This window comes from Nonomuraea sp. NPDC001684, assembly GCF_053596515.1.
In genome coordinates this window covers 1-11,371 of sequence record NZ_JBSFGJ010000304.1, presented here as the reverse complement: position 1 = coordinate 11,371, position 11,371 = coordinate 1, and the positions used below count along the sequence as shown (strand labels likewise).

Sequence of the window (11,371 nt, the reverse complement as noted above, 5' to 3'; positions counted from 1 at the left end):
AGAACGGCATGGGGGAACCGCAGCAGGTGCAGGTCGAGATCCTCGACCAGGTCGCCATCGAGGACCTGATCGGGAAGGTGGAGGACGTCGCCAGGCAGCCGGGCGCGGCCGACCGGGTGGCCCGGTGGCGGGCCGAGCACGGCGCCGAGCACGCCACGCCGCAGGCCCGCTCGTTCGTCGTCGTGGGGCCGACATTGATGTTCCTGCACCCGTGCCCCGACGGCGTCGTCCTGCCGTTCGCCGCGTACCCGGACGGGACGGTGAAGGTCTACACCGATCCCGAGCACGCCGGTCTGAGCTTCTACCGCGACTCCGGCGGGTAGGCGGGTCCGGCATGGGGGCCGGTCAAGGGGGTACATCGTGGTTGCGGTCAACCCCCCGCAGGCGGCGCTCGTGCGAGCGGGCCCGCGCTGTGGCCTCGTCACCGGCCTCACACCACACGAAGGCACGAACATGAGGACATCACCACGGGGCCCGCGCGCGATGCTGCTGCCCTTCCTGTCGGCCCTGTGCGTGCTGGCGCTGCTGCCGGCCTGCAACCCGGGGCAGCGGGAGTCGCCCCTTCCGCAGGGCACGGCCCGGGAGGGGCTGGTCGACGGGCAGGTGGGGGCGATGCGGCTGTTGCACGTCCACATCCTGGCCCCGTCCGTGGAACAGCAGAAGCCGGGCGACGACCTCGGCCTCTACCTGACGCTGGTCAACGAGAGCGACCAGCCCCAGAAGCTCGACGGCGTCAGCACCGTGCACGCCAGGAAGGTCGTCTACCGGGCGGGGCCGGGGGCGGCGCAGGAGGAGGTCAACGTGACCGTCCCGGCCCGCTCGACCGTCTCGCTGCAGGAGGGGCAGAGCCGTCCGCACCTGGAGATCCTCGACATCGACCGCCCGCTCGGGGCCACGCCGATCGACGTCACCTTCCGCCTGACCACCGGCACGACCACCCTGCGCATCCCGGTGCTGCCGCTGGAGCGGGGCGCCGGCACCCCCGTCCCGGGCCACAGCTGAGGCCACCGGAAGCGCGGACGGACGGCGGTCAGGAATCGAGAAGCGTCGTCCGGACCGGCGGAACTAGCGTGACCGGCATGGACATCACCATCCACTCCAGCTACCTCCCCCACGACGACCCGGACGCCTCCCTCGCCTTCTACCGCGACGCCCTCGGCTTCGAGGTGCGCGGCGACGTCGGCTACGACGGGAAACGCTGGATCACGGTCGGCCCCGCGGGCCAGCCCGGCACGTCGATCGTGCTCCAGCCGCCGGTCCCCGACGGCTGCGGCATCACCGAGGACGAGCGCCGCACCATCGTCGAGATGATGGCCAAGGGCACCTTCGCCGGCATCAACCTGTCGACCGACGACCTCGACGCCGTCTTCGACCGGCTGGCGGCGAACGGCGCGGAGATCGTCCAGGAGCCGGCCGAGCAGCCGTACGGGGTGCGCGACTGCGCCGTGCGGGACCCGGCGGGCAACCTGATCCGCATCAACCAGCGGCTCTGAGCCGGGCAAGGTCAGGGGCGGGCCGGGTCGAGGAACCGGCGCGCGCCGCGCAGCCTGGTGCGCAGCAGCCGCTGGGTGGCGGCGCAGTCGAGGCGCACGTCGAGCGGGCCGGGCACGCCCGAGTCCGCGCGCCGGCCCGCCGGGAGCCGGGCCGGGTCGAGCCCGTCGCGGCGGGCGACGAGCAGGCCCAGCTCGTACCGGCTCACCGCGTCGGCCCCGGCGACGTGGCGGACGCCGGGCGGCCCTTCGGCGGCCAGCTCCAGCAGGGCCGCGGCGAGGTCGGCGACGTGCACCGGGCATCGCACGTCGTCGGTGAACAGCACGCCCTGCCTCGTGCCGGTGGCCAGGGCGTGCACCAGTGCCTCGTGCGACGAGCCGCCGTCGCCGATGATCAGCGACGTCCTGGCGATCACCGCGTCCGGCGCGACCGCGGCCACGACGGTCTCGGCGGCCGCCTTGGCCGCGCCGTACGGGGTGATCGGGTCGGGGAGGCACGTCTCGTCGTAGCGGACCGCCGCGCCGGAGAAGACCGTGTCGCTGGAGACGTGCGCCAGGCGGCTGCCCGCCGCGGCGGCGGCCAGGGCGACGTTCGCGGCGCCGGTGGCCGTGGTCGCCCAGTCGTGCTGCCGGAAGGCGGCGTTGACCACCGCCGCCGGCCGGACCGCGGCGACCAGCGCCTCGACCTCGGCGCGCCGGCGCACGTCGAGCGGCGCCCAGGTGACGCCGGCCGCCTCCCCCGGGCGGGTGTGGCAGGTCGCGGTCACCTCGTGCCCGGCCGCCACGCCCTGCCGGACGAGTTCGGCGCCCAGGAAGCCGCTGCCGCCGACGACGAGCAGCCTCATGCGGACGTGCCGCCGACGTAGGCCGCCAGGTGCTGGCCGGTCAGGGTGGAGCGGGCGGCGACGAGGTCGGCGGGGGTGCCCTCGAAGACGACCCGGCCGCCGTCGTGACCGGCTCCGGGGCCGAGGTCGACGATCCAGTCGGCGTGTGCCATGACCGCCTGGTGGTGCTCGATGACGATCACCGACTTGCCGCCGTCGACCAGTCGGTCCAGCAGGCCGAGCAGCTGCTCGACGTCGGCGAGGTGCAGGCCGGTGGTGGGCTCGTCGAGCACGTAGACGTCGCCGCTCTTCTCGGCCATCTGGGTGGCCAGCTTGAGCCGCTGCCGCTCGCCGCCGGACAGCGTGGTGAGCGGCTGGCCGAGGCTGAGGTAGCCGAGCCCGACGTCGGCGAGCCGGCCGAGGATGGCGTGCGCGGCCGGGGTGCGCGCCTCGCCCGCGCCGAAGAACTCCTCGGCCTCGGTCACCGGCATCGCCAGCACCTCGCTGATGTTCCGGCCGCCCAGGCGGTACTCCAGCACCTCGGCCTGGAAGCGCCTGCCCTCGCACTCGTCGCAGACGGTGGCGACGCCGGCCATCACGCCCAGGTCGGTGTAGAGGACGCCGGCGCCGTTGCAGTTGGGGCAGGCGCCCTCGGAGTTGGCGCTGAACAGGGCCGGCTTGACGCCGTTGGCCTTGGCGAACGCCTTGCGGATGGGGTCGAGCAGGCCGGTGTAGGTCGCCGGGTTGCTCCGCCGCGAGCCGCGGATCGGGCTCTGGTCGATCGACACCACGCCCGCGCCGGCCGGTATGGACCCGTGCACCAGCGAGCTCTTGCCGGAGCCGGCCACGCCGGTGACGACGACCAGCACCCCGAGCGGGATGTCGACGTCCACGTCACGAAGATTGTGCTTGTTCGCCCCGCGGATCTCCAGGGCGCCGGTGGGCTTGCGCACCTCGTCCTTCAGCCGGGCCCGGTCGTCGAGGTGGCGGCCGGTGACGGTGCCGCTGGCCCGCAGCCCCTCGACGGTGCCCTCGAAGCAGACCGTGCCGCCCTCCGTGCCGGCGCCGGGGCCGAGATCCACGACGTGGTCGGCGATGGCGATGGCCTCCGGCTTGTGCTCGACGACGAGCACGGTGTTGCCCTTGTCGCGCAGCCTGACCAGCAGGCCGTTCATCCGCTGGATGTCGTGGGGGTGCAGGCCGATGGTGGGCTCGTCGAAGACGTAGGTGGTGTCGGTGAGGGAGGAGCCGAGGTGGCGGATCATCTTGACGCGCTGCGCCTCGCCGCCCGACAGCGTGCCGGCCGGCCGGTCGAGCGACAGGTAGCCCAGCCCGATCTCGACGAAGGAGTCGAGCGTACGGCCCAGCGTGGTCAGCAGCGGGGCCACGGACGGCTGGTCGAGGGCGCGGATCCACTCGGCCAGGTCGGTGATCTGCATCCGGCACGCGTCGGCGATGCTGACGCCGTCGATCTTCGAGGACCGGGCCTCCGGGCTGAGCCGGGTGCCGTCGCACTCGGGGCAGGTGGTGAAGGTGACCGCCCGCTCGACGAAGGCGCGGATGTGCGGCTGCATGCCCTCCTTGTCCTTCGACAGGAAGGTCTTCTGGATCTTCGGGATCAGGCCCTCGTAGGTGAGGTTGACGCCCTCGACCTTGACCTTGGTCGGCTCCCGGTGGAGGAAGTCCCGCATCTCCTGCTCGGTGAAGTCGCGGATCGGCTTGTGGGGGTCGAGCAGCCCCGACTCGGCGTAGACGCGCACGGTCCAGAAGCTGTCGGACTTCCAGCCGGGGATGGTGAAGGCGCCGTCGGCCAGCGACTTGGAGTCGTCGTAGAGCTGGGTGAGGTCGATGTCGGAGACCGTGCCGCGGCCCTCGCACTTGGGGCACATGCCGCCCAGGCGGGTGAAGCTCTGCCGGACCGTCTTGCTGGAGCCGCGCTCGACGGTGATCGCGCCGCTGGCGCGGACCGAGGGCACGTTGAAGGAGTAGGCGTTGGGCGAGCCGATGTGCGGCCGGCCGAGCCGGCTGAACAGGATGCGCAGCATGGCGTTGGCGTCGGTGGCGGTGCCGACGGTGGAGCGGGGGTCGGCGCCCATCCGCTGCTGGTCGACGATGATCGCGGTGGTCAGCCCCTCCAGGACGTCGACCTCGGGCCGCGCCAGCGTCGGCATGAACCCCTGGACGAACGTGCTGTAGGTCTCGTTGATCAGCCGCTGCGACTCGGCGGCGATGGTGGCGAACACCAGCGAGCTCTTGCCCGACCCGGACACGCCGGTGAACACCGTCAGCCGGCGCTTGGGGAGCTCGACGCTGATGTCCTTGAGGTTGTTCTCGCGCGCGCCGTGGACGCGGATCAGATCGTGGCTGTCGGCGATCTGCCGCTCGGGCGGCGTGTGCGTGCTCATCGTCTCTCCATCTCTCGCGCGGGCCCCCGTAGGCGTCGCCGGGCCGAATCCGGCCGGCCACGCGGGTACGGCCTCACGTTAATGCCGGTCGCGGGGTGGATGCTTCTCCGATCCTGACCGGGTGGGCGCCAGCCCCCGCGCCAGCACGTCGAACGCCAGGTCGAGCGCCGCGACGTGGTCGGGAAGCACGTCGGCGGCCCGTTCCCCGGCCAGTTGGCGGGCCGCGGTGGCCAGGAAGGCCGAGCGGAAGGCGCCGACGAGCAGCGCCGCGGTCAACCGGCCGGGCAGCCCCTCGCCGGACTCGTCGATCAGGGCCGCGAGCACGGCCTCCAGCTCGTCGGCGATCTCCCTGGCGCGCGCCCGCAGCGCCGCGGAGCCGGCCACCACCCGGAAGAAGTGCACGAACCGGTCGTCGACCCCGCCGAGCGGGTGGCCCTCGCGCGCGTGCCGGACGAGCATGTCCCGCAGCGCGGACAGCACCGGCTCGCCCGCCCGGCGGCCCCGGACGGTGCCGGTGACCAGGTCGACCAGCTCGGGGACGCGGTCGAAGAAGATGTCCTCCTTGCGGGGGAAGTAGTTGAACACCGTCACCTTGGAGACGTCCGCCGCCTCGGCGATCTCGCCGATGGTCACCTCGTCGAAGCCGCGTTCGTAGAACAACATCGAGCCGTGGTCGGAGATGCGCCTGCGGGTCTCGGCCTTCTTGCGTTCGCGGAGCGATGGAGTCTCTTTCACGAAAAAAGTGTATCGCACTTAAAATTTAGTCGGGTATAGTTTTCGCCATGGACTACGACGTGATCATTTCCGGTGGCGGCCCCGTCGGCCTGATGCTCGCCTGCGAGCTGCGGCTGCACGACGTGCGCGTGGCGGTGCTGGAGCGGCTGACCGACATCGACCAGACGGTCAAGGCCGGCTCGATCAACACGCCCACCGCCGAGGCCTTCTACCGGCGCGGGCTGCTCCCGGTGCTGGAGGAGGCCCAGGCCGAGACCATGAAGGCGGTCCAGGCGTTCATGGCCCAGCGGGGCGGCGCGGCGGCGGCCGGGCAGCCCAAGATGTCGGCCTTCGCCGGGCATTTCGCCGGGCTGTGGCTGCTGACCGACCGGGTGGACGAGAGCGACCCCGACTTCGCCGACCGCGGGCCGGCCGCCCGCCTGAGCGGCATCCGGCAGCAGGACATCGAGCGGGTGCTCGGCGAACGGGCCGCCGAGCTCGGCGCGGACGTGCTGCGCGGCGTGGAGCTGACCGGCTTCGAGCCCTCCGCCGACGGAGTGGTCGTGCGGGCCGGCGAGCGGGAGTTCCGCTGCGGGTGGCTGGTGGGCTGCGACGGCGGCCGCAGCACCGTGCGCCGCCTGGCCGGCTTCGACTTCCCCGGCACGCCCCCGCAGATCACCGGCCACCAGGCCGTCGTGACGATGGAGGGCGGCGAGGAGCTCGGCACCGGCTGGACGCACACCGACACCGGCACCTACGCCAACGGGCCGACCCCCGGCCGCATCCTGACCGTGGAGTTCGACGGGCCGCCGGAGGACCGCACCGCGCCGGTCACCGCCGAGGAGCTGCAGGCCAGCCTGCGGGCCGTCTCCGGCGTGGACGTCACCGTCACCGGCGTCAGGACGGCCACCCGCTTCACCGACAACGCCCGCCAGGCCACCACCTACCGGCTCGGCCGGGTCCTGCTGGCCGGCGACGCGGCGCACGTCCACTCGCCCTTCGGCGGTCAGGGGCTCAACCTGGGCATCGGCGACGCCGTCAACCTCGGCTGGAAGCTGGCCGCCGTCGTCCGGGGCCGCTCGCCCGAGGCGCTGCTGGACACCTACACCGCCGAGCGCCACCCCATCGGCGCGTGGGTGCTCGACTGGACCCGCGCCCAGGTGGAGCTCATGCGGCCGGAGGCCCGCTCCCGGGCGCTGCGGGCCGTCGTGTCCGACCTGATCGACACCACCGCGGGCACCACGTACTTCGTCAAGCGGCTCTCCGGCGTCTGGCACCGCTACGAGTTGCCCGGCGGCCACCCGCTGGTCGGCCGGAGCGTCCCTGACCTGGAGCTGCCCGACGGCACCCGGGTCGGCGACCACCTGCACGAGGGGCGCGGGCTGCTGCTGGACCTCGGGGCCGGTCTGGCGGCCGACCCGCGGGTGCCGGTGCTGGCGGCCAAGCCGGCGGACGTCCGCGACTTCGGCGGCCTGCTGGTCCGGCCGGACGGCGTCGTCGCCTGGGCCGGCGACGCGCCGGACGCCGCGCTGGAGGAGGCGCTGGCCGCCTGGTTCTGACCGCCTGGTTCTGAGCGCGCCCTACTCGCCGGCCGCCCAGTCCTGGTACGTGGTCCGGCCCAGCGCGGCGTCGTCGCCGGGCACCAGCGAGCGCTCGGTCAGCTCGCTGCCGAAGTAGCGGGCGTGCTCGTCGGTGACCACCTCGCGCGGGTCGCCGAGGCCGGCCAGCGCGTCGCGGAAGAACTCGTCCATCCGGTACTGCTCGGGGCCGGCGACCTCGGTCCGGCCGTTCAGGGGCGTCCCGAGCGCGACCCGGGCGAGCGCCGCCGCGACGTCGTCGCCCGCGACGGGCCGGAACAGCACCGGTGCGATGCGCACCACGCCGTCGGCGGCCGACTCGTCGGCGATGCCCCGCACGAACTCGAAGAACTGCGTCGCGTGCACCAGCGAGTACGGCAGGCCCGACTTCTCGATCAGCCGCTCCTGGGCGATCTTCGCGGCGAAGTAGCCGTTGTCGGGCATGCGCTCGGTGCCCACGACCGACAGCGCGACGTGGTGGCCGACGCCCGCCGCCGCCCCGGCGGCCAGCAGGTTGCGGGTGGAGGTCTCGAAGAACTCCAGCACCGCGCTCCGCTCGAACGACGGCGAGTTGGAGACGTCCACCACGACCCGCGCGCCCTCCAGGGCCTCGGCCAGCCCCTCCCCCGTGAGGGTGTCGACGCCGGTGCTCGGGGACGCGGCGACCGCCTCGTGCCCCTCTCCGGCCAGCCTGCGCACGAGCTTCGACCCGATCAGGCCGGTCCCGCCGACCACGACAACCTTCATAACGACCTCCCTCATCGCCCGGGGCACCTCGTGTGCCGTCCGGTCGCCGGCTGATGTCATGTCCAGCCGGCGGCCCGGCGGCACCCGTCGTGACGCCTCCATTACCCGGCGATGTCCTGTCATGTCCGTACGGCCGGGGCGGCGAGGAGGGCGGCCCGCGCCCGCGGTCAGTCGTGCGCGGGCGGCAGCACCCCGGCGACCAGGGCGCGCAGGGCGGCCAGGGCCGCGCCGGCGTCGACGCGCTCGGGGGCGACCAGCCACTGCTGGTGGATGCCGATGCCGGCGCCGATGAGCGCGACGGCCAGCGGCTCCGCCGGCAGGCCCGGCGGCAGCGGCAGGCGTTCGAGCCAGCGCCTGCAGTGGTCGCGCAGCGTGTCGTGGATCTCGACGTAGCGGTCGCGGATGGGCGAGCCGGGCTCCAGCGCCTCGACCAGCAGGGTGACGAACAGCTTGGTGGTCGGCAGGGCGAACATCGCGCCGACGCCCTGGTCGAACGGCCCGAAGTCCGGCTCGCCCTCGGGGGCGTCGGCGAGGCCGTCGCGCACCCTGGCCACCGACCGTTCGAGCACGGCCAGCAGCAGGCCCTCCTTGCCGCCGAAGTGCCACGGGATGGACCCGCGGCTGATGCCCGACCGGGCGGCCACGTCGTGGAACGTGGTCTGCCGGTAGCCCTTCTCGGCGAACAGCTCGGCCGCCGCGTTGAGGATGAGCTCGCGGCTCTCGTTGCTGGTCTGTTCCCGTCGCGTTGTCACGCCACCTCCTCTGTGCTATCAATCGTATTCTATGTTGAGCAACACAGAGGAGAGCCCCGTGCACGTCGCCATGATCGCCACGCACTACCCGCACGCCGCGCACCGGGAGGAGTTCGTCGAGCGGGTGCGCAAGGTGGCCGAGGCGTTCCGGAACATGCCCGGCTGCCTGTCGGCGGAGTGCTGGCTGTCGGCGGAGGCGGTGGTGTCCATCGTGCGCTGGGAGTCGGACGAGGCGTTCGCCGCGTCGCTGGCCGCGCTCGGCGCCGCCGACGTCGACGTGGCCTTCGACGAGCGCGAGGCCCGGCCGCGCGAGATCGTCCGGCTGGCCGCCGCCTGAGGTCAGTAGCCCGAGGGACGGACCAGCCCCGTCTCGTACGCGAAGACCGCCGCCTGGGTGCGGTCGCGCAGCCCGAGCTTGACCAGGATCCGGCTCACGTGGGTCTTGACCGTCTGCTCGGCGATCACCAGGCGCTCGGCGATCTCGGCGTTCGACAGGCCCTGCGCGATCAGCGCCAGCACCTCGGTCTCGCGCTCGGTCAGGTCGCCCACGCGCTCCTTGAGCGGCGCCCGCGGCGCGCGGCTCACCCGGGCGAACTCGGCGATCAGGCGCTTGGTGACGTTCGGGGCCAGCAGCGCGTCGCCGGTGGCCACCACCCGCACCGCGTGGGCCAGCTCGGCCGCCGAGGCGTCCTTGAGCAGGAAGCCGGACGCCCCGGCGCGCAGCGCCTCGTAGACGTAGTCGTCGAGGTCGAACGTGGTCAGCACGAGCACCTTCGCCGACGCGTCCGGACGGGCGGCGATCCGGCGGGTGGCCTCGATGCCGCCGAGCTCGGGCATGCGCACGTCCATGAGGACCACGTCGGGGTCCAGCTCGGCGACCTTGGCGACGGCGTCGAGCCCGTTGACCGCCTGGCCCACGACCTCGATGCCGGGCTCGGCGTTGAGCAGCACGGTGAAGCCCTGGCGGACCATGACCTGGTCGTCGGCGATGAGCACGCGGATGCTCGTCATGAGGTGGCCTGAACGCCTTTCTGCGAGTCGACCGGCAGGAACACGCTGACCTCGTAGCCGCCGTCCGGCGTGGGCCCGGCGACGAGGTCGCCGCCCAGCATGGCGGCGCGCTCGCGCATGCCGAGCAGCCCGTGCCCGGCGCCCGGCGAGGACCGCGCCGGCCTGGCGGGCGGCTCGTTGACGACCCGGATCGCCAGGGCGCCGGGCCGGTACGTCAGCCGGACCGCCACCGCCGCGCCGGGGGCGTGCCGCATGGCGTTGCTGAGCGCCTCCTGCACGATCCGGTACGCCGACAGCTCCACCCCCGGCGACAGCGGGCGCGCCTGCCCGGCGATCTCGGCGGTGAGCGTGACGCCCGCGCCGCGCACGTTGGCCAGCAGCTCCTCCAGCCGGTCGAGCGTGGGCTGCGGCGCGTCGGCGGGCTGGTCCTGCGCGCGCAGCACGCCCAGGACCCGGCGCAGCTCGGTCAGCGCCTCGACGGCGTTCTCCCGGATGCCGGCCAGGTTCTCCCTCAGCTCCTGCGGCGGGTCGTCCACCAGGTGCGGCGCGACCTGGGCCTGGATGGAGATCACCGACATGTGGTGGGCGACGACGTCGTGCAGCTCGCGGGCGATCCTGCTGCGCTCCTCCAGCAGCGTGCGGCGGGCCCGTTCCTCGGCCGTCAGCTCCTCCTGGGCCTCCAGCCGGGTACGGGTCGTCCTCAGCTGGCGCACCCCGGCCCCGACGGCGACCGCGACCGCGTCGGCCAGCAGGGCGGTGGCGCCCAGCCCGCCCCCGTTGGCCTCCGGCATGAGCACCACGATCGCCACCACGGTCAGCGTGGTGATCGCCAGCGCCTTGACGGCGACGCCGGGGCGTACCCGCAGCGCCAGCAGGAACAGCACGCCGGCCTGCAGGGCGACGCCCGAGCCCGTCCACGGGAAGGCGGTCGGGTCGGCGTGCGGGAAGGGCCGCCGCTCGAACGTCTCGGGATGCACCGTCCAGGGCAGGCTCAGGTGCTCCGACACGTACACCATGCCCGACCGCGCCCCGGCGACCATGAGGACGATCGTCGCCCACCAGGCGGCCAGCGGGCGCCACATCGCCAGCACCATGGCCGCCGCCATGGCCATGGCCAGCAGCGGGACGGTCGGGTCGATGCCCTCCCCGCCCGGGTACAGGCCCATGGCCAGCGCGTACAGGGCGACGGCGACGTGCGGGAGCCGGGACAGGGCGCGCGGGCCGCCCATCCGCGGCAGGGGGTCGGGGGCCATGGTCCCCAGGTCCGCGCCCAGCGTGGCGAGGGCCTTGCGCAGCCTGCTCATCCGCCCTCGCCCACGTTCGTTCTGTCCTGGCTTGCACCCTTGATCCAGCTTACGGGTGAGCCGATCACGATCCGCGCGAGGTTCGTCAGCGCCGTCGATCCGGCCGCCAGGTAGTCGCTGTGGCCGCCGCCGCCCGCGTCGAACACCCGCGCCCCGAACCCGGGCGCGACCGGGTCCGCGCCCAGCCCCAGGGTGCCGGACGGCAGCTCGACGGACGCGTGCGGCAGCCGGCCGACCCAGTCCCCGGCCGTGCGCGCGGCCCACACCGGCGTCCGGGTGCGCAGCGCCGCGGCGTCGGCCACGCCCGCCCCGGGGCTGCCGAACAGGACGAGGGCGGCCACGTCCAGCCCCGGCGCGGCCCGGCCGCACACCGTCGAGCCGTAGGAGTGGCACAGCAGCGAGACGCGCGCGCCGGGGCGGAGGGCGCGCAGCTCGTCCAGGAAGGCGCGCAGGGCGGGGGCGGCCCGGTCGGCGCGGTCGAGGGTCAGCGCCTGGAGGCTCACGCTGCTCGGGGTGGCGTACCCGAGCCAGGCGATCACGGCCGACC

General features: G+C 73.8%; 13 protein-coding genes. 5 read left to right on the top strand and 8 right to left on the bottom strand.

Features of this window, described 5'->3' with window-relative positions; genetic code table 11:
- The 3 genes from ACWCSD_RS36630 to ACWCSD_RS36620 all read left to right on the top strand — a co-directional run.
- The coding region (locus tag ACWCSD_RS36630) for a hypothetical protein (RefSeq protein WP_449921875.1) at nucleotides 1-323 on the top strand (323 nt) is incomplete at its 5' end.
- A 130-nt stretch (nucleotides 324-453) separates the two neighbouring features.
- Nucleotides 454-1,002, top strand: coding sequence for a copper chaperone PCu(A)C (locus tag ACWCSD_RS36625; protein ID WP_397157609.1), 549 nt, complete (start codon nucleotides 454-456; stop codon nucleotides 1,000-1,002).
- Nucleotides 1,003-1,079: 77 nt separating this feature from the next.
- On the top strand, nucleotides 1,080-1,493 hold the full coding sequence (locus tag ACWCSD_RS36620; protein WP_449921872.1) for a VOC family protein: 414 nt from the start codon (nucleotides 1,080-1,082) through the stop codon (nucleotides 1,491-1,493).
- 11 nt (nucleotides 1,494-1,504) lie between these two features.
- On the opposite strand, the gene ACWCSD_RS36615 is transcribed toward ACWCSD_RS36620, so the two are convergent.
- The 3 genes from ACWCSD_RS36615 to ACWCSD_RS36605 form a co-directional block, all read right to left on the bottom strand.
- The gene (locus ACWCSD_RS36615) at nucleotides 1,505-2,335 is read right to left on the bottom strand and encodes a sugar nucleotide-binding protein (RefSeq protein WP_449921871.1); all 831 of its coding nucleotides are present in this window, start codon (nucleotides 2,333-2,335) and stop codon (nucleotides 1,505-1,507) included.
- Nucleotides 2,332-4,719 carry an ATP-binding cassette domain-containing protein gene (locus tag ACWCSD_RS36610; RefSeq protein ID WP_449921869.1) on the bottom strand — a complete coding sequence of 796 codons (2,388 nt, stop codon included), beginning with the start codon at nucleotides 4,717-4,719 and terminating at the stop codon, nucleotides 2,332-2,334. Before ACWCSD_RS36610 ends, ACWCSD_RS36615 begins: the two co-directional genes overlap by 4 nt.
- A gap of 78 nt (nucleotides 4,720-4,797) precedes the next feature.
- The gene (locus tag ACWCSD_RS36605; RefSeq protein WP_358297351.1) at nucleotides 4,798-5,454 is read right to left on the bottom strand and encodes a TetR/AcrR family transcriptional regulator; all 657 of its coding nucleotides are present in this window, start codon (nucleotides 5,452-5,454) and stop codon (nucleotides 4,798-4,800) included.
- A gap of 47 nt (nucleotides 5,455-5,501) precedes the next feature.
- On the opposite strand from ACWCSD_RS36605, the gene ACWCSD_RS36600 reads away from it, so the two are divergent.
- Entirely contained in the window at nucleotides 5,502-6,992 is a 1,491-nt protein-coding gene (locus ACWCSD_RS36600) for an FAD-dependent oxidoreductase (RefSeq protein WP_449921866.1), read from the top strand.
- A 21-nt stretch (nucleotides 6,993-7,013) separates the two neighbouring features.
- On the opposite strand, the gene ACWCSD_RS36595 is transcribed toward ACWCSD_RS36600, so the two are convergent.
- Together ACWCSD_RS36595 and ACWCSD_RS36590 are read right to left on the bottom strand one after the other, a co-directional pair.
- Nucleotides 7,014-7,757, bottom strand: a complete 744-nt coding sequence (locus ACWCSD_RS36595) for an SDR family oxidoreductase (protein ID WP_397157617.1) — start codon at nucleotides 7,755-7,757, stop codon at nucleotides 7,014-7,016.
- Nucleotides 7,758-7,924: 167 nt separating this feature from the next.
- On the bottom strand, nucleotides 7,925-8,509 hold the full coding sequence (locus ACWCSD_RS36590; protein ID WP_397157619.1) for a TetR/AcrR family transcriptional regulator: 585 nt from the start codon (nucleotides 8,507-8,509) through the stop codon (nucleotides 7,925-7,927).
- 31 nt (nucleotides 8,510-8,540) lie between these two features.
- Here ACWCSD_RS36590 and ACWCSD_RS36585 point away from each other — a divergent pair, with 31 nt between their 5' ends.
- Entirely contained in the window at nucleotides 8,541-8,846 is a 306-nt protein-coding gene (locus ACWCSD_RS36585; RefSeq protein ID WP_449921864.1) for an antibiotic biosynthesis monooxygenase family protein, read from the top strand.
- A 2-nt stretch (nucleotides 8,847-8,848) separates the two neighbouring features.
- On the opposite strand, the gene ACWCSD_RS36580 is transcribed toward ACWCSD_RS36585, so the two are convergent.
- From ACWCSD_RS36580 to ACWCSD_RS36570, 3 genes are all read right to left on the bottom strand, one after another.
- A complete protein-coding gene (locus ACWCSD_RS36580) occupies nucleotides 8,849-9,520 on the bottom strand; it encodes a response regulator transcription factor (RefSeq protein WP_358297365.1) in 672 nt (223 codons plus the stop codon).
- Nucleotides 9,517-10,824, bottom strand: coding sequence for a sensor histidine kinase (locus ACWCSD_RS36575; RefSeq protein WP_449921861.1), 1,308 nt, complete (start codon nucleotides 10,822-10,824; stop codon nucleotides 9,517-9,519). The genes ACWCSD_RS36580 and ACWCSD_RS36575 overlap by 4 nt, the downstream gene beginning before the upstream one ends.
- The coding region (locus ACWCSD_RS36570; RefSeq protein ID WP_449921859.1) for an alpha/beta hydrolase at nucleotides 10,821-11,371 on the bottom strand (551 nt) is incomplete at its 5' end. The genes ACWCSD_RS36575 and ACWCSD_RS36570, both read right to left, overlap by 4 nt.